Below are 21,376 nucleotides of genomic sequence, written 5' to 3'. Positions count from 1 at the left end.
GTCAGGACGAGGTGACGGAGTAGCTGTTCGCGGCGAAGTCCAGGCCACCGGCGGACGAGGTGATCTCGAAGCCGAACTGGACTTCGCCGAGCGTCACGTCACCGAACCACCCGCGGGCACGGATCCAGTTCAGCACCGCCAGGACGTCGACCGTGCCCGCGTCGGTGTTCGACGTGCGCACGAACGAGAAGACCGCGTTCGACCCGTTCGATCCCTTGTAGACGTCCCAGGTGTGACCGCCGACCGTCGCGGTGGCCTGCTTGCTGCCGAGCGGGCCGACCGCGCCCTGCTTGTTCATCCACAGCATCGTTTCGTAGGCGTTGTTGTCCGCCCAGATGTCGTAGGCGGTCTCGTAGGCACCACCACCGGGCCGGTTCACATTGAAGCTGCTCGACACCCGGCCGAGAGCGCTCAGCTTCTTGCCGACGTTCTTCGCCGAATGCGGGTACGACTTCACGCCGCCGGTGTTCGGCTGATCCGACCAGACACCCCAGTCGGAATACGAATTCGCCCAGATGGTCTGCGGGCCCGCACCACTGCCCCAGACGTCGTTGCGGATCGTGTACCCGCCGTTGGACCAGGTCGCCCATTTGTCGGAAGACGACCACGTCGCAGCCGAAGCGACGCCGGCCGAGGTGGCCACGGAAGCGGCCACGGTCACGGAAACCACGAGGGAGCGCACGGCTTTGTGCATGGGAAGTGTCCTCCACTGGTGAGGGATTCACCAGCACTATGTACGTCCCGTTACCGTGCGGTCAAGCAATTCGAGAACTTCGAAAAAGAAAGGGGCTTTCCCGTCGAACGGGAAAGCCCCTTTCGATACCGGGACTCAGGAAGCCGCGCGGCGTTTCGTCCAGATGTCGTACGCCACGGCCGCCAGCAGCACGACGCCCTTCACGAGCATCACCCGCTCGCTCGGCGCGCCGATCAGCGACATCCCGTTGTTGATCACCGCCATGATCAGGCCGCCGGTGATCGCGCCGACCACCTTGCCGACGCCGCCCTGGACGGCCGCGCCGCCGATGAACGCCGCCGCGATCGCGTCCAGCTCGAAGTTGACGCCCGCCGTCGGGCCCGCCTGGTTGAGCCGGCCGGCGAAGATGATCCCGGCCAGCGCCGCCAGGACGCCCATGTTGACGAAGATCCAGAACGTCACCGACTTGACCTTGACGCCCGAGAGCGTCGCGGCCTGCAGGTTGCCGCCGACGGCGTAGATGTGCCGGCCGAACACCGACTTCCCGGCCACCAGCGAGTAGCCGAGCACCAGCGCCGCCAGCAGGATCAGCACCCACGGCAGGTTCTTGAACCGCGCCAGCTGCACGACCAGCGCGAGCACCAGCACCGCGATCCCGGCGATCTTCAGCACGAAGATGCCGAACGGGTCGACGTCCTGGCCGTAGCCCAGCCGCGCCGAGCGCTTCCGCCACTGCGTGAACGCGATCCCGGCCACCGCCGCGACGCCGGCGAGCAGCGACACCAGGTCGGCGCCGCCGAGCGGGCCGAGGCCGATGTTGCCGAGGTAACCGTCGGTGAAGCCGTTGGACAGCGTGCGGATGGCGTCCGGGAACGGGCCGATGCCCTGGTTGCCCAGCACCGTCAGGGTCAGGGCCCGGAACGCCAGCATCCCGGCCAGCGTCACGATGAACGCCGGGATCCCGAAGTAGGCGACCCAGTAACCCTGCCACGCGCCGATCACCGCGCCGACGACGAGGGTGACCAGCACCGCCCAGAACCACGGCAGGTGCCAGTTCACCATCAGCACCGCCGACACCGCGCCGGTCATCGCGACCACCGACCCCGCGGAGAGGTCGATGTGCCCGGAGATGATCACCAGGATCATCCCGATCGCCAGGATCAGCACGTAGCTGTTCTGCACGATGATGTTGGAGATGTTCTGCGGTTCCAGCAGCGCGCCGCCGGTGAGCACCTCGAACAGCACCACGATCAGCGCGAAGGCGACGTAGATACCGCTCTGGCGCGGGTTGATCGAGATCCGCCGGGCGGAGCGCTCGGCCGGGGGCGCGGCGGGCCGCGCTTCGGTCGTGGTCATTGCCGTTCCTTGGTCATGTACTGCATCAGCAGTTCCTGGGTGGCTTGTTCGCGGGTCGCCTCGCCGGTGATCCGGCCCGCCGACAGCGCGTAGATCCGGTCGCAGAGCCCGAGCAGCTCCGGCAGCTCGGAGGAGATGACCAGCACGGCCTTCCCCTGCGCGGCGAGGGCGTTGATGATCGTGTAGATCTCGAACTTCGCGCCGACGTCGATGCCGCGGGTCGGCTCGTCGAGGATCAGCACGTCCGGGTCGGTGAAGATCCACTTGGCCAGCACGACCTTCTGCTGGTTGCCGCCGGAGAGCTTCCCGGTGACGCTGCGCACGGACGGCGCCTTGATCCGCAGGTCGCGGTGGTAGCGGGCGGCCGTGTCGTGCTCGGCGTGCTCGTTGACCCAGCCGCGCTTGGCCAGCTTGCCGAGCCCGGCCGCGGACACGTTGCGCTGGATGTCCTCGATCAGGTTGAGCCCGTAGCGCTTCCGGTCTTCGGTGGCGTAGGCGATGCCGTGGCGGACGGCGTCCTGCACCGACCGGACGTCGATCTCCTTCCCGTGCTTGATGATCCGCCCGGAGATGTCCTTGCCGTAGGACCGGCCGAACACGCTCATCGCGAGCTCGGTCCGGCCCGCGCCCATCAGCCCGGCCAGCCCGACGATCTCCCCGCGCCGCAGCGAAAGCGACGCGTTGTCGACGATCACGCGGCCGGCCTGGGTCGGGCTGTGCACCGTCCAGTCCTCGATTCGCAGCACCTCTTCGCCGATGTCTGGCTCCCGGGGCGGGAACCGGTGCTCGAGGTCGCGCCCGACCATGCCGGTGATGATGCGTTCCTCGGTCAGCCCCGCCGCGTCCAGCGTCTCGATCGTCCTGCCGTCCCGCAGGATCGTGACGGTGTCGGCGATCGCGGTCACCTCGCCCAGCTTGTGCGAGATGATCACGCAGGTGACGCCCTCGTCGCGCAGCCCGCGCAGCAGGTCGAGCAGGTGGGCCGAGTCGTCGTCGTTGAGCGCCGCGGTGGGCTCGTCGAGGATGAGCAGCTTCACCTCCTTGGACAGGGCCTTGGCGATCTCGACGAGCTGCTGCTTGCCGACGCCGAGCTCCTGCACCGCCCTGGTCGCGTTTTCGGCGAGGCCGACGCGCTTGAGCAGCGCGCCGGCCTCGTGGTTGGTGCGGTTCCAGTCGATCCAGCCCCGCTTCTGCTGTTCGTTGCCGAGGAAGATGTTCTCCGCGATCGACAACTGGCCGCACAGCGCGAGCTCCTGGTGGATGATCACGATCCCGCGCCGTTCGCTGTCGCGCACCGACCCGAACTCGCACCGCTGCCCGTCGAAGGTGATCTCGCCGTCGTACGTCCCGTGGGGGTAGACGCCCGAGAGCACCTTCATCAGGGTGGACTTCCCGGCGCCGTTCTCCCCGCAGATCGCGTGGATCTCCCCTTGGCGCACGGAAAGCGTGACGTCGGACAGCGCCTTGACCCCGGGGAAGGTCTTGGTGATCCCGCGCATGCCGAGTAGTTCGGTCATTTCAGCTGACCTGCCGTGTAGTAGCCGGAGTCGACCAGTTCCTTCTGGTAGTTGGCCTTGTCCACGGTGACCGGCTGCAGCAGGAAGGACGGGACGACCTTCTTGCCGTTGTCGTAGTCCTTCGTGTTGTTGACCTCGGGCTTGCCGCCCTTGAGCACCGCGTCGGCCATCTTCACCGTGGTGTCGGCGAGGATGCGGGTGTCCTTGAAGATCGTCGAGTACTGCTCACCGGCGATGATCGACTTGACCGACGCGACCTCGGCGTCCTGCCCGGTGACGATCGGGTAGGGCTGGCCGGCGGTGCCGTAGCCGTTGCTCTTCAGCGCCGAGAGGATGCCGATCGACAGGCCGTCGTACGGCGAGAGCACGCCCGCGACCTTCGCGCCACCGGTGTAGGTCTTGGTGAGCAGGTCTTCCATGCGCCGCTGCGCGGTGGCCGGGTCCCAGCGCAGGATGGCCGCGCGGGCGAAGTCGGTCTGGCCGCTCTTGACGACCAGCTTGCCGCTGTCCATCAGGGGCTTGAGGACGGACATCGCGCCGTTGAAGAAGAAGGTGGCGTTGTTGTCGTCCGGGGAACCGGCGAACAGCTCGATGTTGAACGGACCAGGGCCGTTGCCCAGGCCCTTGACCAGCGAGTTCGCCTGCTCGACGCCGACCTTGAAGTTGTCGAACGTGGCGTAGTAGTCGACGTTCGGTGAATTGCGGATCAGCCGGTCGTAGGCGATGACCGGGATCTTCTTGTCGGCGGCCTCCTGCAGCTGGGTGGTGATGGCCGTGCCGTCGATCGAGGCGATGACCAGGAGCTTGGCGCCCTTGGTGATCTGGTTCTCGATCTGGTTCACCTGGGTGGGGATGTCGTTCTCGGCGTACTGCAGGTCGACCTTGTACCCGAGCTTCTCCAGCGCCGACTTGATGTTGTCGCCGTCGTGGATCCAGCGCTCCGACGACTTCGTCGGCATGGTGACGCCGACCAGGCTGCCCGCCGCGCTCGCGCCGGGCGCGGCCGTCTGGTCCGCGGTCTTCTGGCTCGAGCCGCACGCCGACAGCGTGAGCACGAGCCCCGCGGCCGCGAGCGCCGCGATTCCTCTGGTGAACTTCATCGTTCTTTCTTCCTTTCTCAGAAGCCCTGTGCGAGCCGGTGGTACGCCTGGTTCCAGCGGATGCGGTCGGCGAAGTCGTGCGGCGTGGTGTCCTTGTCGATCACCAGCAGCTCGACGCCGAGCAGGTTCGCGAAGTCGCGAAGGGTTTCGGTGCCGACGGCCTGGGTCAGCACGGTGTGGTGCGGGCCGCCCGCGGTGATCCACGACTCGGCCGACGTCGACAGCGACGGCGCCGGCTCCCACACCGCGCGCGCCACCGGCAGGTTCGGCAGCGGCTCGTCCGGCTCGACGACCTCGATCTCGTTGGCCACCAGGCGGAACCGGTCGCCGAGGTCGACCAGGCCGAGGGTGACGCCGGGGCCGGGCGCCGCGTCGAACACCAGCCGGACCGGGTCCTCGCGGCCGCCGATGCCCAGCGCGTGGATCTCACACGACGGCTTCGCGGCGGCGATGCTCGGGCAGACCTCCAGCATGTGGGCGCCGAGGATCTTCGGCGTGCCCGGCCCGAAGTGGTAGGTGTAGTCCTCCATGAACGACGTGCCCCGCTCGAGGCCGACGCCCATCGCCTTCACCGCGGCGAGCAGCGCCGAGGTCTTCCAGTCACCCTCGCCGCCGAAGCCGTAGCCGTCGGCCATCAGCCGCTGCACGGCCAGGCCGGGCAGCTGGCGCAGGCCGCCGAGGTCCTCGAAGTTCGTCGTGAACGCGCCGAACCCGCCGTCGGTGAGGAACTTCCGCAGCCCGGCCTCGATCTTCGCCGCGTACCGCAGGGATTCGTGCCGCGCTCCCCCGGCCGCCAGGTCCGCGACAACGTTGTAATCCTGCGCGTACTGCGCCACGAGCGAGTCGACTGTGTCTTTTTCGGAAACTTGGTCGACCACCTCGACCAAGTCGTTGACCCCGTAGGTGTTGACCGAGACGCCGAACCGCAGCTCGGCCTCGACCTTGTCCCCTTCGGTGACGGCGACGTCGCGCATGTTGTCGCCGAACCGGGCCAGGCGGAGGTTGCGCAGGTGGTCGGCGCCGATCGCGGCCCGCGCCCACGCGTCGATCCGCGCGACGACGGCCGGGTCCGACACGTGCCCGGCGACGGTCTTGCGCGGCACACCGAGGCGGGTCTGGATGAACCCGAACTCGCGGTCGCCGTGCGCGGCCTGGTTGAGGTTCATGAAGTCCATGTCGATGGTGGACCACGGCAGGGCTTCGTTGAGCTGGGTGTGCAGGTGCAGCAGCGGCTTGCGCAGCGCGTCCAGCCCGGTGATCCACATCTTCGCGGGCGAGAAGGTGTGCATCCACGCGATCACGCCGACGCACGCGGCGTCGGAGTTGGCTTCCTGCAGGACACGGCGGATCGACGCGGCCTCGGTCAGCACCGGCTTGCCGACGATCTCGGCCGGGAGGCCACCGGAGGCGGCCAGGAGCTGCTGGATGCGCAGGGACTGGCCGGCGACCTGCTCGAGGGTCTCCTCGCCGTAGAGGGCCTGGCTCCCGGTGAGGAACCAGAGCTGGGGTTTCGACGCGCGGGTCATCGTTCTCCTCGGTATCAGTGCTGGCCGTAGACGTTCTGGTACCGGGCGTAGAGCCGGTCGACGTCCTCGGGCGGCAGGGGTTCGGGCGTGCCCAGCTCGAAGGCCTTGTGCACGGTGCGGGCCACGTCCTCGACCATCACGGCGGCCTTGACGGCGTCACGGGCGGTGCGGCCGACGGTGAACGGGCCGTGGTTGCGCATCAGCACGGCCGGCGACCGGCTCGCGCGCAGCGTTTCGACGATGCCCTTGCCGATGGAGTCGTCGCCGATCAGGGCGAACGGCCCGACCGGCACCTCACCGCCGAACTCGTCGGCGATCATCGTGAGCACGCACGGGATCGGCTCACCGCGCGCGGCCCACGCCGTGGCGTAGGTCGAGTGCGTGTGGACGACGCCGCCGATCTCGGGCATGTGCCGGTAGACGTAGGCGTGCGCGGCGGTGTCCGAAGACGGTGCCAGCTCGCCGTGGACGAGTTCGCCGTGCAGGTCGGTGACGACCATGGTGTCGGCGGACAGGTCGTCGTAGGACACCCCCGACGGCTTGATGACCATCAGCTCGCGCCCGGGCACCCGCGCCGAGACGTTGCCGGCGGTCCAGATGACCAGCGCGTTGCGGGTCAGCTCGCCGTGCAGGTTCGCCACGGTCTCCCGCAGCTCGGCGACGGTGTCGAGGACTTCGCCGGTCAGCGACATCAGGACCGTCCTTTCGCGACAGCCTGGGAAACGGCACGGCGGCGGGCGGCGAGGCGGTGCATGACATCGTTGCCGCCGCGGCCGAAGTAGTCGTGCAGCGTCGTGTACTCGGCGTAGAGCTCGTCGTAGGCGACGACGTGGGCGGGCACTGGCCGGTAGACCGCGCGCTCGACCGAGCCCATGGCCGCGGCGGCCGCGCGGATGTCCGGGTAGGCCCCGGCGGCGACGGCCGCGTGGATGGCCGAGCCGAGCGCGGGACCCTGCCCGGAGCCGATGACCGACAGCGGCAGACTGGTGACGTCGGCGTAGATCTGCATGAGCAGCGCGTTCTTCATCAGCCCGCCGGCGATGATCAGCTCGGTGACCGGGACGCCGGCGGCGTTGAACGTCTCGATGATCTTGCGCGTGCCGAACGCCGTGGCTTCCAGCAGCGCGCGGTAGACGTCCTCGGCGCGGGTGGCCAGCGTCTGGCCGACGATGACGCCGGAGAGCTCGTGGTCGACGAGGACCGACCGGTTGCCGCTGTGCCAGTCGAGGGCGACCAGGCCGTGTTCGCCGATCTCCTGCTGCGCGGCCAGCCGGGTGAGCTGGTCGTGCCCGTCGGGGGCGAAGTGCTCGGTGAACCAGCCGAAGATGTCGCCGACGCCGCTCTGCCCGGCCTCGTAGCCCCAGAGCCCGGGGACGATCCCGCCGTCGACGACCCCGCACATGCCGGGGACTTCGCGCAGTTCGGCGCCGTTCATCACGTGGCAGGTCGACGTGCCCATGATCGCGACCATCTGGCCGGGCTCGACGGCGTTCGCCGCGGGCGCGGTGACGTGGGCGTCGACGTTGCCGACGGCGACCGCGATGCCCTCGGGCAATCCGGTCCATTCAGCGGCTTCAGCGGACAGTGAACCGGCGCGGGAGCCCAGCTCGCCCAGGGGGTGTTCGAGCTTGTCGGCCACGAAGGACTCGAACCCGGGCGCCAGCTCGCGGAGGAAGTCGCGGCTCGGGTACTGGCCGTCCTGCAGGATGCCCTTGTACCCGGCGGTGCAGGCGTTGCGGACGTACGTCCCGGTCAGCTGCCAGACGATCCAGTCGGCCGCCTCGACCCAGTGCCGCATCGCGGCGTAGACCGCGGGCGCCTCTTCGAGCAGCTGCAGCGCCTTGGCGAACTCCCACTCCGACGAGATCAGGCCGCCGTAGCGCGGCAGCCACTTCTCGCCGCGGGTGCGGGCCAGCTCGTTGATGCGGTCGGCCTGCGGCTGGGCCGAGTGGTGCTTCCACAGCTTGACGTACGCGTGCGGGTCGCCTTCGAACTCGGGCAGCTCGCACAGCGGCGTGCCGTCCGCGGTGGTCGGCACCATGGTGCACGCGGTGAAGTCGGTCGCGACGCCGATGACGTCGCCCGGGTCGGCGCCCGCGTCGCGCAGCGCCGCCGGTACGGCGTTGCGGAGGACCCCGACGTAGTCGGCGGGCACCTGCAGCGCCCAGTCCGGCGGCAGCGCGCGGCCGGTGGCGGGCAGCGTCTCGTCGAGCACCCCGTGCGGGTACTCGAAAACCGCGGAGCCGAGCTCGGCCCCGTCCCGGACCCGCACGACCACCGCGCGGCCCGACAGCGTGCCGAAGTCGACGCCGACGGTGAGTGGTTCTGCCACGGTGTCCTCTCCCTCCTGTTTGGTGACCGGGGCGCGGCGCGGGCGGCGGTCTGCGCGCCGCGCCCCGGGGTTCTAGCGGCCGGTGAGGACCAGGGTCGTCACGGAATTGGCGGGCAGCGTCAGCTTCGACGTCGCCGCCAGCCCGGTGATCTCCCTGGTCTGCGGCACGATGGCGGTCGGCGCGGCGAGGCTGTTGCGCCCCGCCGGGTCGCCGGTGAGCGTGGTGAGCGTCCCGGTGCCGTCGACCGCGGTGACGCCGGTGAGCGCCAGTCGCGCGGTCTGCACCTGGCCGGTCGGGTTGACGAGCTTGACCGTGAAGGTCTTCCTTCCGCTCTTGGTGGTCACGTTGACGACCTGGCGCAGCGGGCTGCCCGGGTTGAGGCGGCTGGTGACGATCTGCTTGCCGAGGGTGCTGGAGAACATCTGCTGCACCCAGTACGACGGCGAGCCGTAGCTGCTCCCGGCGTCGAAGCCGACCAGGTTGACCGGCCAGTTCGGCTGGTTCTCCTGCACCAGCACCGGCGCGTACATCGAGCCGATGACGACGTCGCTGTTGCGTTCGAGCCCGGTGAGGAACGCGGCCTCGCCGATGGCGGCGGCCAGGGTGCCGGTGGGCCGGCCGTCCTGGGCGCCGTACTCGCCGACGAGGATGTCCGGGCCGGAGCGGTCCGCGGTGTCGTAGCGGGTCGAGTTGTCGGTGAACCACTGCGGCGACTGGTAGTAGTGGTCGTCCGCGGCGTCCGGGCGCACCCCGGTCGACGTGCTCGACGCGGCCCCGCCCTGCAGGCCGCCGGTCGTCGCGATGACGGTCAGCTGCGGGTACTTCGCCTTGATGGCGTTGTACATGTCGGTGAAGCGCCAGGCGTAGCTGCCCGAGCCGTCGAACCAGTCCTCGTTGCCGACCTCGACGTAGTGCAGGTCGAACGGCGCCGGGTGCCCATCGGCCACACGCTTCGCGCCCCACGTCGTGGAAGCGTCACCGATGGCGTACTCGATCTCGTCGAGGGCTTCCTGGACGTACTGCGGGTAGTCGGCCTGGTCGACGTGCTGGCCGTTCAGGGTGTAGCCGGCGAACAGCGCCAGCAGCGGCTGGGCGCCGATGTCCTCGGCCAGCTTGAGGTAGTCGAGGATGCCGAAGCCGTCGGTGGACCAGTAGCCCCACGCGGTGTTCTGGTGGCCGGGCCGCTGTTCCAGGGGTCCGATGGTGTTCTTCCACGCGAACCGCGAGTCGAGGGTGTTGCCCTCGAGGTAGTTGCCGCCCGGGACGCGGAACAGGCCGAGCTTCATCGCGGCGAGCTTCTGCCCGAGATCGGCGCGGACGCCGTTCGGCCGGTTCTTGAAGGTGGGCGGGAACAGCGACACCTGCTGGAACCAGGCGTCCCCGGACGGGGCCGTCTTCCCCTTGTTCACCAGGGAGACGACGATCCGGTTGTCGGTGGACGCGGCGATCGTCGACGGGGTGGTGAAGCTGAACGTCTGCTGCGCCCACGCAGGCCCGACCGGCTGGACGTCCTTGCTCGCCAGGACCGTGCCGTCCGGCTTCTCCAGGCTGACCCGGACCGCGCCGGTCCAGGTGCCCTTGGCGAAGAAGCTGCCGGTGTACTTCGTGGACGGTTTCGCCGCGACGCCGTAGAAGCCGACGTTGGCGGCCGCCACCCGGCCCCCGGCGGGGACGGTGTCGGCGTGCAGCTTCAGCGAACGGTCGAGCGCGGTGTTCAGCGGAGCCGCGGTGTCGATCGCGTACGCGCCGGTCGCGCCGGCCGACGTGACCAGCGACCAGTACGGCACCGGCGTGTCGCCCGCGCCGCTGCCGGGCTGGTAGGCCTCCTTGAAGGTGCGGTTGCGGACGAGTTCGGCGTACAGCCCGCCTTCGACGGAGTGGCTGATGTCCTCGAGGATCGAGCCGTACGTCGTCGGGCGGGTGTTCGCGCGGACGACGTTGGCGTCGACCGCGAGCTGGTTGGCGCCCGCGAGGGTGCCGATCTGCGCCGCGGTGAGCGGGAAGCGGCGCAGTTCGAGTTCGTCGACCGCGCCGGTGAACCCGGTGCCGACCGTGAGCGGCGCCGCGGCGGTCCCGGAGGCCGGGCACGCGGAGACGTCCAGGGTGGTCCCGCTGGGCGTGCCGCAGGTGCTGGTGACCGCGGCCGCGTCGCCGTCGGCGTAGACGGTGAGCCGCTGCGCAGCGCGGTCGAGGACGACGGCAGCGTGGTGCCAGTTGCCGTCCGCGAGCCCGCCCCCGGTGGTGGTCACCTGAATGGTGCCGACGTGGGCGGTGAGCTTGCCGCCGGTCACGCCGAGGGCGTAGCCGTCGCCGTGGTCGACGAGGGTGCCGTCCGCCGTGGTCCGGAACCAGGCCGCCAGCGAGAGGGAGCCGGTGCCGGTGTCGAACGCGGGCGAGGTGCCCATGTCCACAGTGGACTTGCCGTCGAACTGGACGGCCTTGCCCGCCGCGCCCGCGGTCCAGGTGGCCCCTTTCAGCGTGCCGTCGGCGGCGTTCGCCGAAGCGTCGCGCGTGACCGTGCCGGCGCCCTCGTCGAAGTGCCACGAGCCGCTCGCGGCCAGGGCGGCGACGGCGGACGCGGTCAGCGGCGTCGGGTACGCGCGGACGTCGTCGATGCCACCGGCGAACCAGTCGGCCGGGGCGCCCGCCCACTTGCCCCGGCCGAGGACGAGGTGCCCGCCCGCGGTCCACGGCGTGGTGAACGGGACGCTCTGCTGCAGGGTTCCGTTGACGTACAGGGAAAGCGTGCCGGCCGCGCGGTTGTAGACGCCGACGACGTGCTGCCACTGGTCGGCCTGCGCGGGCAGAGTGGACACCGCCGCGGACGACGCCGTGTCGCCGTCGCCCGCGCGGCGGGTGAAGGCGAACCGGCCGTCGGCGGCGCGCTGGAGGTAGAAGCCGCTGATGGCCGAGCCGTCGACGCTCACGGCGGTCCGGAAGCCGGTGGCCGCGGTCGGCTTGACCCACGCGGACACCGAGAAGCTCTGTGCGGTGTCGATCACCGGAGCCGGGGCGTCGACGGCGGAATCGGTGCCGTCGAAGACCGCGCCGTGCGGGCCGACGACGCCGTCGCCCCAGGTCGTGCCGCCGGTGAGGGTGGCGGTGCGCGCGTCGAGGGAGTCGTCGGCCGCCGTGGTGCCGGTGCCTTCGTCGAGGGTCCAGTGCCCGGCGATGGCCAGGCGGGCCGCGTCGGCCGCGGTCAGCGCGCCGCGGTAGGCGCGGACGTCGTCGATCGAGCCGTCGACGTAGTCCACCGGGTTGCTGCCGTACTTGCCGCGGCCGATCACCAGGTGCCCGGTGCCCGCCCAGCCGGCGGGCGCGGCGACGGTGGCCTGGCGGGTGCCGTCGACGTACAGCGCGAGGGTCGACGCGGCGGCGTCGAACACGCCGGTGAGCTGGTACCACTGGCCGGCGACCGGGTCGAAGTTGGCGCTCGCGACCACGCCGTCGGTCGGGGCATCCCCGGCCAGGCGGGTGAAGGCGAACCGGCGCGAGTCGTCGCGGAACTGCAGGAAGAAGTTGCTGACCTGGTTTCCGTCGACGCTCACGAACGTCTGGTAGCCCGAGGTCTTGTCGAGCTTGACCCAGCTGGACACGGAGAAGCTCTGGGTGGTGTCGAGCACGGGTGCGCCGGCGTCGGCGAACCCGCTCGTGCCGTCGGTCGTCAGGGCGCCGCCGCGGATGCCCGGGCCCCAGGCCGCGCCGGAGTTCAGGGCGGCAGGGTGGTCGCCCGCCGTGTCGGCGGCGGTCGTGCCGCTGCCTTCGTCGAACGTCCAGTGCCCGGCGAGCGCCGGGTCCGGGTCGGCCGCGGCGGCCGTGACGGGCAGGGCGGCGAACAGCGTCAGGGCCGTGAGCACGGCCAAGACGCGCCGGAAAGCGGGGTTCATCGGTGGCTCCCCCGGGTCACGAGGCGCTGCAGGACGATGAAGACGAAGAGCAGGGCGCCGGTGATGATCGAGGTCCACCAGGAGTTGAGGGTGCCGTCGAAGGTGATCAGCGTCTGGATGATGCCCAGCACCATGATCCCGAGCACGGTGCCCAGCACGTAGCCGGAGCCGCCGGTGAGGATGGTGCCGCCGATGACCACCGCGGCGATCGCGGTCAGCTCGAGGCCGACGCCGTTGAGCGGGTCGCCCGAAGACTTGTAGAGCACCAGCAGCAGCCCGCCCAGCGCCGAGCAGAACCCGCTGATCGTGTACACCGCGATCTTCGTGCGGCCGGTCTTGAGGCCCATCAGCATCGCCGACTGCGCGTTGCCGCCGATCGAGTAGACCGTGCGCCCGAACCGCGTGAACGCCAGGACGTACACCGCGACCGCGACGACGACCAGCGCGACCACCACGCTGATCGAGATGTGCAGCTCCCCGCCGAGCGGGATCTGCGTCTGGGCGAGGGTGGCGATCGTCGGGTTGTCGATCGAGTACGCCTCGGTGCTGATCGTGTAGCAGAGCCCGCGGGCGAAGAACATCCCGATCAGCGTCGCGATGAACGGCTGGATCTCGAAGAAGTGGATGAGCGCGCCCATCCCGGCGCCGAGCAGGGCGCCGATGACGAGCACCACCGCGATCGCCGCGTACGCGGACCAGCCGTGCTTCTGCATCAGGTCACCGGAGACCACAGTGGACAGTGCGACCACCGAGCCGACCGACAGGTCGATGCCGCCGGTGAGGATCACGAACGTCATGCCGATCGCGACCACCAGCAGGAAGGCGTTGTTGATGAACAGGTCCAGCACGACCTGCCCGGACCCGAAGGCCTCGTACTGGGCGGCGCCGAAGATGTAGGCGGCGATCAGCAGCGCCATCGTCGCCAGGATCGGGACGTGCCGCTGCTGCGGCCGGTAGCTCTTGACGCGGGTGAGCGTGGTCATGCCGTGACCTCCACCTTCTCCGGAGCGGACGCGGGGGCCGGCGCGGCCGGGTGGGCCTTGCGGCGGCGGAGCTTGCGGCGGAACGCGGGCGACTGCAGCAGGCACACCGCGAGCACGACCAGGGCCTTGAACAGCATGATCGCCTCGGGCGGGATGCCGAGGGCGTAGACGGTGGTGGTCAGCGTCTGGATGAGCAGCGCGCCGATCACCGAGCCGCCGAGGGAGAACCGGCCGCCGGTCAGCTGGGTGCCGCCGACGACGACGGCGAGGATCGCGTCGAGCTCGATGAACAACCCGGCGTGGTTGGCGTCGGCGCTGTGCACGTTCGCGCTGATCATCAGCCCGGCGATGCCCGCGCACAGCCCGCAGAAGACGTAGACGAGCCAGGTCAACCGCGCCGAGCGGAGGCCGGCCAGCCTGCTGGCCTCCGGGTTGCCGCCGACGGCTTCCACGAGCAGGCCGAGCGCGGAGCGGCGGACCAGCAGCGAAGCGAGCACGAAGACCAGCAGGGCGATGAGGATCGCGCTGGGCAGCGTGGCGACGAACCCGCTGCCGATCCACTCGTACGGGCCGGAGTTGATGGTGATGATCTGCCCGCCGCTGATCAGCTGCGCGATCCCGCGGCCGGCGACCATGAGGATGAGCGTCGCGATGATCGGCTGGATGCCCAGCGCGGCGACGAGCCAGCCGTTCCACGCCCCGAGCACCAGGGACAGGCCGAGCGCCAGCCCGACCGCGACGAGCGTGGCGCCCACGCCGTCCGGGTGGCCGGCGATCCACAGGCACGCGAGCGACCCGCTGATCGCGACGACCGCGCCGACCGAGAGGTCGATGCCGCGGGTGGCGATGACGAGCGTCATGCCGATCGCGATGAGGATCAGCGGGGCGCCGTTCTTGAGGATGTCGACGAGGTTGCCGTAGAGGTGGCCGTCGCGCAGTTCGATCGAGAAGAACGCCGGGCTCGCGATGAGGTCGCCCACCAACAGGGCCAGCAACGCCACCACGGGCCAGAAGAGCCGGTGTTTGGTCATCCCTTTCACGCCTGCACCCCTTCGGCCATCGTGGCCATGATGTCGTCCGCGGTGAGTCCCTGGTTTTCCCGCTGCGCCACCACTTTCCGGTCGCGCAGCACGACGACGCGGTGGCTCAGCCGCAGGACCTCCTCCAGCTCGGCGGAGATGTACACGACGGCCATGCCGTCGGCCGAGAGCTGGGTGACGAGCCGCTGGATCTCGGTCTTGGCGCCGATGTCGATGCCGCGTGTGGGCTCGTCGAGGATGAGCAGCCGCGGCTCGGTGATGAGCCAGCGGGCCAGCAGCACCTTCTGCTGGTTGCCCCCGGACAGGTTGCCCACTAAGGCCTCGGGATCGGCCGGGCGGATGTCGAGGGTCTTGATGTACTTCTCCGCGATTTCGTCCTGACGGCGGCGGGACAGCGGGCGCGCCCAGCCGCGGGACGCCTGCAGCGCGAGGACGATGTTCTCCCGGACGGTCAGCTCCTCGACCAGTCCTTCGGTCTTGCGGTTCTCCGAGCAGAACGCGATCCGGTGGTCGAGACCGGCCCGCGGGGTGCGCAGCGCGGTGGCGCTGCCGTCGATCGTCACCGAGCCGCTGTCGGCGTGGTCGGCGCCGAAGAGCAGCCGGGCGAGCTCGGTGCGCCCGGAACCGAGGAGCCCGGCGAGCCCGACGACCTCGCCGGCGTGGATGTCGAGGCTGAACGGTTCGACGCCGCCCTTGCGGCCGAGGTCTTCGGCGGCCAGCAGCACCGGCGCGCCGGCGACCTCGGCCCGGCTGGGCCCGGAGTCCTCGAGCGTTTCGAGGACCCGCAGCTCCTTGCCGATCATCTTGGTGACCAGGTCGACCGGCGTGATGTCCGCGGTGCGGTACTCGCCGATCAGCTTCCCGTTGCGCAGCACCGTCATCCGGTCCGCGACGGCGAAGACCTGGTCGATGAAGTGGGAGACGAACAGGATCGCCAGCCCCTGCTCGCGCAGGGACCGGACGACCTGCAGCAGCCGCTCGACCTCGCCGGTGTCCAAACTGGACGTCGGCTCGTCGAGGACGAGCACCCGCGCCTCGACGTCGAGCGCGCGGGCGATCGCCACCAGCTGCTGGACGGCGATCGAGCAGGTGCTCAGCTCGGCCGAGACGTCCACGTGGACGTCCAGCCGGGCGAGGAGCTCCTCGGCCCGCCGCCGCATCGGGCCCCACTGGATGCGGCCGAAGCGGCGGGGTTCCCGCCCGAGGCAGACGTTCTCCGCCACGGACAGGTTCGGGCAGAGGTTGACCTCCTGGTAGACCGTGCTGACGCCGGCCTTCTGGGCCTCGCCGGGCCCGCTGAAGGCGACCTGCTCGCCGTTCAGCTCGATCGTGCCCGCGTCCACCCCGTACACGCCGGTCAGCACCTTGATGAGGGTGGACTTGCCGGCGCCGTTCTCGCCCATCAGGGCGTGGACTTCGCCGGGGAACATCCGGAAGGCGACGTCGTCCAGCGCGAGGACGCCGGGGAACTCCTTGCGGATACCGCTCATCCGCACCATGGGCTGCGGTTCAGGCATTGCGTGCTCCGGGGTGGACGCGGGGTTTCGGTCAGTACTGGCGCTGCGGCAGGGCGGCCTTCGCCGAGGCCTGGTCGAACTCGGTCTCCTGGGTCTCGATGCGGGCGGGCACCTGCTCGCCGGCGGCGACCTTCTTGACCAGGTCCATCAGCTGCGGGCCGAGCAGCGGGTTGCACTCGACGACGTGGTTGATCTTGCCGTCGGCCAGCGCCGTCAGCGCGTCCTTGACGCCGTCGACCGAGACGATCTTGATGTCCTTGCCCGGCACCTTGCCCGCGGCTTCGATCGCCTCGATGGCGCCGAGGGCCATGTCGTCGTTGTGGGCGTAGAGGACGTCGATCTTGGGCTGGGACTTCAGGAAGGCCTCCATGACCTCCTTGCCCTTGGCGCGGGTGAACTCACCGGTCTGCGACGCGACGATCTTGTACTTCGGGTCCGCCGCGATGACGTCCGCGAAGCCCTTCTTGCGGTCGTTGGCCGGGGCCGAACCGGTGGTGCCCTGCAGCTCGACGATGTTGACCTGGCCGGTGGCGCTGCCGTACTCCTTGGTCAGCCACTCCCCCGCCTTCTTGCCCTCGGCGATGAAGTCCGAGCCGAGGAAGGTCTTGTAGAGCGACTTGTCCGGCGAGTCGATCGCGCGGTCGGTGAGGATGACCGGGATGTTGGCCGTCTTGGCTTCCTTGAGGACGGTGTCCCAGCCGGACTCCACGACCGGCGAGAAGGCGATGACCTTGACCTTCTGCTGGATGTAGGAGCGGATCGCGGAGATCTGGTTCTCCTGCTTCTGCTGCGCGTCGGAGAACTTCAGCTCGATGCCGGCGGTCTTCGCCGAGTCCTGGATCGACTTGGTGTTGGCCGTCCGCCACCCGCTCTCGGCGCCCACCTGGGCGAACCCGAGGGTGATCGCCCCGCCGGAGCCACCGGAAGAGCCACCACTCCCGCAGGCGGTGAGCAGCACGAGTCCGGCCGCCGCGGCCGCCGCGGCGGCCCATCGCTTCTTCAGCACGTTCACTCCTCGATCGACGGTGATCATTCTTGTTAGCGTTAACAGTCGGAGCTGGTCTTCCGGGTCCGGGCGCGCGCGAGGCGCTAACGCGGCCCGGTGCTCTCGCGGACGATCAGCTCGGGCACGACCAGTGCGCGCGCGTGCCGGTCGCCCCCGTCCATCCGCTGGGTGAGCAGGCCGAACGTGCGCCGGCCGACTTCGATGAAGTCCTGGCGCACCGTGGTCAGCGGCGGCGTGAAGTACGCCGCCTCGGGGACGTCGTCGAAGCCCGCGACGCGCACGTCCCGCGGCACCGAGATGCCGGCTTCGGCGAAGGCGCGCAGCAAGCCGAGCGCCATCTGGTCGTTGCCGGCGAAGACGGCGTCCAGGTCGCGTTCCTTGGCGAGGGATCGCCCCGCCTCGTAGCCGGAGCGCGAGCTCCAGTCGCCCTGGATGACCTGCGGCACGTTCGCGCCGTGGCGTTCCAAGGTCTCCCGCCAGCCGGCCTCGCGGTCGCGGGCTTCCAGCCAGTCCTCGGGGCCGGCGACGTGCCAGACGGTCCGGTGCCCGAGGGCCAGCAGGTGCTCGGTGGCGCGCCGGGCGCCGTCGCGCTGGTCGACGGAGATGACCGGAACCGGTGCCGTCTCCCCGCCACCGACCGCGACGACCGGGAAGTCCGCGGGTGCGGCTTCCAGCGCCCGGCCGGCGGTGACGTGCGGGGCGATGACGATGATGCCTTCGACGGCCTGGCGGCGGAGGTTCTCCACCGCGTCGGCGATCGACGACCGGCCCGGGCGGCTCACGCTCGAGATCGTGATCGCGTACCCGGCTTCGCGGGCGGCGTTCTCGATGCCGTAGAGCGTGCTGGCCGGACCGTACAGATTGGACTCGAGCGCGACGACGCCGAGCGTCCCGGTGCGCCCCGTGACGAGCGCGCGGGCCGCGGAGTTCGGGCGGTAGCCCAGTTCTTCGATCGCGGCGAGCACCCGGGCGCGGGTTTCCGGCCGCACCGGGCCGGTCCCGTTGATGACCCGGGAGACGGTCATGTGCGAGACGCCCGCCACCCCCGCGACGTCGGTCAGGCTGGGCTGCCGCGTGCCGGCGGCGGTCACCCTGACGGGGCCGCCGGAGCGGGGTCGTTCGGCCACCGGCGTCCCCTTTCGCACACGTCGTCGTGGTCTCCGTCACCCGTTCCGGTGACGGCGAGGAGTCAGTGTTAGCGATAACACCGGCGGGGTCAAGCCTGGGTCGCGTAACGGTCTAATCACGTAAGCCGCCGGGGCGGCCGGTCGTGGCTTCGCCGCCCGACCTGCGGGAAAGCCGGTGGGTTATTCACCGGATGCCGCCGACGCGGGTGTTCAAGGGGCATGTTCGGCCTGCGCGGAGGCCGTCAGAAGGCGACCGAAGCCGCCACCGGGAGGTGGTCGCTGCCCGTCGCGGGCAACGTCCACGCCGCCACCGGCCGCAGCCCGGCGACGAAGACCTGGTCGATCCGGGCCAGCGGGAGCCCGGCCGGCCAGCTGAACCCGAACCCGTCGCCGGCTTCCTCCTGCGCGGAGCGCATCCGCGCGGTGATCGGGTCCAGGGCGCGGTCGTCGGCCGTGCCGTTGAAGTCGCCGACCAGCACCGTGCGCGGCGAAGACTCCGCAGCCACCGCGTCGGCGAGCAGGCCGATCGCATCGTCGCGCCCGGTCGCCGTGAAGCCCGCCTCGAGCCGGACCCGCACCGACGGCAGGTGCGCCACGAACACCGCGACCGCGCCCTTCGGAGTGTCCACAGTGGTCCGCAGCGCGCGGGTCCACGGCATGATCGCGACCGGTCGCGTGTCGCCGAGCGGGAACGTGCTCCAGATCCCGACCGTGCCCTGCACCGAGTGGTGCGGGTAGCCCGCGGCGAGCGCGTCTTCGTACTTCGGGATCTCGGACTTCTTCAGCTCCTCCAACGCGATCACCTGCGCACCGGTCGCGGCCAGCGCCCGCGCCGTGCCGGCCGGGTCCGGGTTCTCGTCGTTGACGTTGTGCGAGACGATCGTCAGGTCGCCGCCGGCTTCGGTCTTGTCGAACAGCCGGCCGCCGAAGAACCCGCCCCACACCAGCGCCGGCAGCAGCAGCGAAACGAGCGCGAGCGCCGACCGCCGGAGGAGCGCCGCCACGAGCAGCGGGAGCACGAGCAGGCCGGTCCACGGCAGGAACGTCTCCAGCAGGCTGCCGGCGTTGCCCACCCAGTTGGGCACCAGCGGGTGCGCGAGCAGCAGCAGCGCCGTCAGCGCGGAAAACACCGCGATCACGCGGCCGCGGCGCCGGATCGGGCGCGTCGGCGGGGTCTCGAGCACCGCGGTCATCGCGTGGCCGCCGGCAGTTCCCGCTGGATGGCGGCGATGAGCGTCCGGCTGTTCTCGAGCGCGGCGCTCAGCCCCTGCGCCGGGCTCCCGCCCGGGTTCTGGTGCAGGACGACGCCGAGGATGAGCTTGTCACCCGGTCCCTTCGCCGCCCACATCAGCGCCCCGCCGGCGGCGGTCGACGAACCGGTCTTCAGCCCGATCACGCCGTCCCGGCCGAGGAGGGTGTTCGTGTTGACGACACCGGGCACGCCGTCGACGCGCAGGCTCGTCGTGGCCACGATTTCGCGGATCACGGCGTTGCGCATCACCTCGCGGGCCAGGCGCAGCTGGTCGGTGGCGGTGCTCGTGGTCGAGTCCTCGACCCCGCTGGCGCCGGTGTAGGTCGTGTCGGCCATGCCGAGCGCGGCGGCCTCGCGGTTCATCTTCGCGACGAACTCTTCTTGGCTGCCGGCGTCCCAGCGGGCGAGCAGCCGGGCGGCGTTGTTGCCGGACGGGACGAGCATCAGCGCCAGCAGATCGCGCTCACTGACCTGCCGCCCCGCCCGCAGGGTCACGGTCGACTCTTCGCGCGAGGTCGATTCGGTGTCGGCCCGCTCGTCGACGGTGATCATCGGGCCCGCTTCGCCCGGGCCCAGCGGGTGGTCCTTGAGCACCACGTACGCGGTCATGACCTTGGTGACGCTGGCGATCGGCACCGGCCGCTGCTCCCCGCGGCTGCCGAGCGAGCCCAAGCCCTGGACTTCGGCGCTCGCCTGCCCGTCGGCGGGCCACGGCAGCGCGAGGTCGACGACGGGCCGGCTCGCGCTCGCGTGCCCCGCGACCGAGGGCGGGAAGAGGACCCAGCAGGCCGCGGCGAGCGCCACCGCGACGGCGGCGGCGATCCCGCCGGCGACGGGTGGGATGCGGGTACGGGCCATGGTTCTCCTCCGGGTGCCGGGGCGCTCGATGAGCGCGCACCGCCACTGTGTCCGGGGAAGATCGCCGGGCCGTCGGGGTTGTTCGACAGGTCTGAACCGGAAATGTCCCGGTTCTGCACCAAAAGGCGTGGCGCGGGACCGGCTCCCCTCCGCCGCGCACGGGGAGGAGCCGGTCCCGCTGGTTTGCGACCCTCAGCTCACGTGGACGTAGTCGACCACGAGCTGCTGCGGGAACTGGGTGCTGCCGTCGGGGTCGCCGGGCCAGTAGCCGCCGACCGCGAGGTTGAGGATCACGAAGAAGTCGTGGTTGAACACCCACTGGTTGCCGCCGACGTCGGCCGGCGTGCGGGTCTGGTAGGCGTTGCCGTCGACCGACCACACGATCTTGTCCTGCGACCAGTCGATCGCGTAGGTGTGGAAGTCGTCGGAGAAGTTCGGCCCGCTGTAGGGCGCGCCGATGCCACCGGAACCGGAGTAGCCGGGGCCGTGGATGGTGCCGTGCACGGTGTTCGGCTCGAACCCGACGTTCTCCATGACGTCGATCTCGCCGCACTGCGGCCAGCCGACGTTGCCGATGTCGGAGCCCAGCATCCAGAACGCGGGCCACATGCCCTGCCCGCGGGGCAGTTTCATCCGGGCCTCGACGTGCCCGGACGACGCGGTGAACTTGCCGGAGGTGTTGAGCCGCGCCGACGTGTACTCGCAGGCGCCGTACCAGCAGTTGTTCCCGCTGTTCTCCTTCTTCGCGGTGATCACGAGGTGGCCCTGGCCGTCGAGCGCCGCGTTGGCGGTGCCGTCGGTGTACCACTGCCGCTCGTGGTTGTTCACGTTGTCGCCGGTCTCGTGGACCCACTTCGAGCCGTCGACCCCGCTGCCCGCCGGGCCGTCGAAGTCGTCGCTGAAGCTCGCGAGGGTCCGCGCCGGCGCCGCCTGGCTCTGCGGTGCGGTCACCACGGCGGCGGTCACGAGCAGCGCCGCGGGGGCCACCAGCAGGCGGGCGGTCCGCCGCCATCGGGCGGAGTTCCTGGTCGACATCGTCGTCGCCCCTTCCGTTCCGCGGGCGACGGCTGGCGGCTCACCGGCACCCTATTTGTTGTCGAACACAACAAAGTATGGACGGGCCGGTGGCGAAGAACAAGGCTATCCGGTCGGACATTTTCCGACGAGTACCCGATGGTCC

15 protein-coding genes and 1 pseudogene are annotated in these 21,376 nt (G+C 70.4%); all 16 read right to left on the bottom strand.

Annotation, left to right across the window (positions count from 1 at the left end):
• Nucleotide 1 precedes the first annotated feature (1 nt).
• Nucleotides 2-694 carry a hypothetical protein gene (locus ACIRSS_RS43355; protein ID WP_400906222.1) on the bottom strand — a complete coding sequence of 231 codons (693 nt, stop codon included), beginning with the start codon at nt 692-694 and terminating at the stop codon, nt 2-4.
• Nucleotides 695-829: 135 nt separating this feature from the next.
• Complete coding sequence (mmsB, locus tag ACIRSS_RS43350) at nt 830-2,050, bottom strand: multiple monosaccharide ABC transporter permease (protein ID WP_400906219.1); 1,221 nt, start codon at nt 2,048-2,050, stop codon at nt 830-832.
• Nucleotides 2,047-3,567, bottom strand: coding sequence for a multiple monosaccharide ABC transporter ATP-binding protein (gene mmsA, locus ACIRSS_RS43345; RefSeq protein ID WP_400906216.1), 1,521 nt, complete (start codon nt 3,565-3,567; stop codon nt 2,047-2,049). Before mmsA ends, mmsB begins: the two co-directional genes overlap by 4 nt.
• Nucleotides 3,564-4,667, bottom strand: coding sequence for a multiple monosaccharide ABC transporter substrate-binding protein (chvE, locus tag ACIRSS_RS43340; protein WP_400906213.1), 1,104 nt, complete (start codon nt 4,665-4,667; stop codon nt 3,564-3,566). The genes mmsA and chvE overlap by 4 nt, the downstream gene beginning before the upstream one ends.
• A 17-nt stretch (nt 4,668-4,684) precedes the next feature.
• Nucleotides 4,685-6,193: an L-arabinose isomerase gene (gene araA, locus ACIRSS_RS43335; RefSeq protein ID WP_400906210.1), complete on the bottom strand. Its 1,509-nt coding sequence runs from the start codon at nt 6,191-6,193 to the stop codon at nt 4,685-4,687.
• A gap of 14 nt (nt 6,194-6,207) precedes the next feature.
• Nucleotides 6,208-6,885, bottom strand: coding sequence for an L-ribulose-5-phosphate 4-epimerase (locus tag ACIRSS_RS43330; protein ID WP_400906207.1), 678 nt, complete (start codon nt 6,883-6,885; stop codon nt 6,208-6,210).
• Nucleotides 6,885-8,525 (bottom strand): ribulokinase, encoded by a 1,641-nt coding sequence (araB, locus tag ACIRSS_RS43325; protein WP_400906205.1) that lies wholly within the window; start codon nt 8,523-8,525, stop codon nt 6,885-6,887. Before araB ends, ACIRSS_RS43330 begins: the two co-directional genes overlap by 1 nt.
• A gap of 72 nt (nt 8,526-8,597) precedes the next feature.
• A complete protein-coding gene (locus ACIRSS_RS43320; protein WP_400906203.1) occupies nt 8,598-12,413 on the bottom strand; it encodes a LamG-like jellyroll fold domain-containing protein in 3,816 nt (1,271 codons plus the stop codon).
• On the bottom strand, nt 12,410-13,396 hold the full coding sequence (gene yjfF, locus ACIRSS_RS43315; RefSeq protein WP_400906201.1) for a galactofuranose ABC transporter, permease protein YjfF: 987 nt from the start codon (nt 13,394-13,396) through the stop codon (nt 12,410-12,412). Before yjfF ends, ACIRSS_RS43320 begins: the two co-directional genes overlap by 4 nt.
• Complete coding sequence (locus ACIRSS_RS43310) at nt 13,393-14,427, bottom strand: ABC transporter permease (protein ID WP_400906198.1); 1,035 nt, start codon at nt 14,425-14,427, stop codon at nt 13,393-13,395. The genes yjfF and ACIRSS_RS43310 overlap by 4 nt, the downstream gene beginning before the upstream one ends.
• 5 nt (nt 14,428-14,432) lie before the next feature.
• Nucleotides 14,433-15,935 (bottom strand): sugar ABC transporter ATP-binding protein, encoded by a 1,503-nt coding sequence (locus ACIRSS_RS43305; RefSeq protein WP_400907779.1) that lies wholly within the window; start codon nt 15,933-15,935, stop codon nt 14,433-14,435.
• Nucleotides 15,936-15,984: 49 nt separating this feature from the next.
• Nucleotides 15,985-16,986, bottom strand: coding sequence for an ABC transporter substrate-binding protein (locus ACIRSS_RS43300; RefSeq protein ID WP_400906195.1), 1,002 nt, complete (start codon nt 16,984-16,986; stop codon nt 15,985-15,987).
• Nucleotides 16,987-17,042: 56 nt separating this feature from the next.
• The gene (locus tag ACIRSS_RS43295; protein WP_400906192.1) at nt 17,043-18,086 is read right to left on the bottom strand and encodes a LacI family DNA-binding transcriptional regulator; all 1,044 of its coding nucleotides are present in this window, start codon (nt 18,084-18,086) and stop codon (nt 17,043-17,045) included.
• Nucleotides 18,087-18,328: 242 nt separating this feature from the next.
• On the bottom strand, nt 18,329-19,279 hold the full coding sequence (locus ACIRSS_RS43290; protein WP_400906189.1) for an endonuclease/exonuclease/phosphatase family protein: 951 nt from the start codon (nt 19,277-19,279) through the stop codon (nt 18,329-18,331).
• Entirely contained in the window at nt 19,276-20,196 is a 921-nt protein-coding gene (locus ACIRSS_RS43285) for a D-alanyl-D-alanine carboxypeptidase family protein (protein ID WP_400906186.1), read from the bottom strand. Before ACIRSS_RS43285 ends, ACIRSS_RS43290 begins: the two co-directional genes overlap by 4 nt.
• A 195-nt stretch (nt 20,197-20,391) precedes the next feature.
• Nucleotides 20,392-21,231: pseudogene (locus tag ACIRSS_RS43280) on the bottom strand (family 16 glycosylhydrolase); the annotation flags it as partial.
• Nucleotides 21,232-21,376 lie beyond the last annotated feature (145 nt).

This window comes from Amycolatopsis sp. NPDC101161 (genome assembly GCF_044768185.1).
In the GTDB taxonomy this organism is placed as follows: domain Bacteria; phylum Actinomycetota; class Actinomycetes; order Mycobacteriales; family Pseudonocardiaceae; genus Amycolatopsis.
Note: the sequence above shows the minus strand (reverse complement) of the source record. Positions and strands in the feature narration are given on the sequence as shown.

What these genes read in the sequence shown, in the direction of transcription:
- ACIRSS_RS43355 (WP_400906222.1), bottom strand. Translation starts at nt 694, where the DNA reads ATGCACAAAGCCGTGCGCTCCCTCGTGGTTTCCGTGACCGTGGCCGCT.
- mmsB (WP_400906219.1), bottom strand. Translation starts at nt 2,050, where the DNA reads ATGACCACGACCGAAGCGCGGCCCGCCGCGCCCCCGGCCGAGCGCTCC.
- mmsA (WP_400906216.1), bottom strand. Translation starts at nt 3,567, where the DNA reads ATGACCGAACTACTCGGCATGCGCGGGATCACCAAGACCTTCCCCGGG.
- chvE (WP_400906213.1), bottom strand. Translation starts at nt 4,667, where the DNA reads ATGAAGTTCACCAGAGGAATCGCGGCGCTCGCGGCCGCGGGGCTCGTG.
- araA (WP_400906210.1), bottom strand. Translation starts at nt 6,193, where the DNA reads ATGACCCGCGCGTCGAAACCCCAGCTCTGGTTCCTCACCGGGAGCCAG.
- ACIRSS_RS43330 (WP_400906207.1), bottom strand. Translation starts at nt 6,885, where the DNA reads ATGTCGCTGACCGGCGAAGTCCTCGACACCGTCGCCGAGCTGCGGGAG.
- ACIRSS_RS43320 (WP_400906203.1), bottom strand. Translation starts at nt 12,413, where the DNA reads ATGAACCCCGCTTTCCGGCGCGTCTTGGCCGTGCTCACGGCCCTGACG.
- yjfF (WP_400906201.1), bottom strand. Translation starts at nt 13,396, where the DNA reads ATGACCACGCTCACCCGCGTCAAGAGCTACCGGCCGCAGCAGCGGCAC.
- ACIRSS_RS43310 (WP_400906198.1), bottom strand. Translation starts at nt 14,427, where the DNA reads ATGACCAAACACCGGCTCTTCTGGCCCGTGGTGGCGTTGCTGGCCCTG.
- ACIRSS_RS43305 (WP_400907779.1), bottom strand. Translation starts at nt 15,935, where the DNA reads ATGGTGCGGATGAGCGGTATCCGCAAGGAGTTCCCCGGCGTCCTCGCG.
- ACIRSS_RS43300 (WP_400906195.1), bottom strand. Translation starts at nt 16,986, where the DNA reads ATGATCACCGTCGATCGAGGAGTGAACGTGCTGAAGAAGCGATGGGCC.
- ACIRSS_RS43290 (WP_400906189.1), bottom strand. Translation starts at nt 19,279, where the DNA reads ATGACCGCGGTGCTCGAGACCCCGCCGACGCGCCCGATCCGGCGCCGC.
- ACIRSS_RS43285 (WP_400906186.1), bottom strand. Translation starts at nt 20,196, where the DNA reads ATGGCCCGTACCCGCATCCCACCCGTCGCCGGCGGGATCGCCGCCGCC.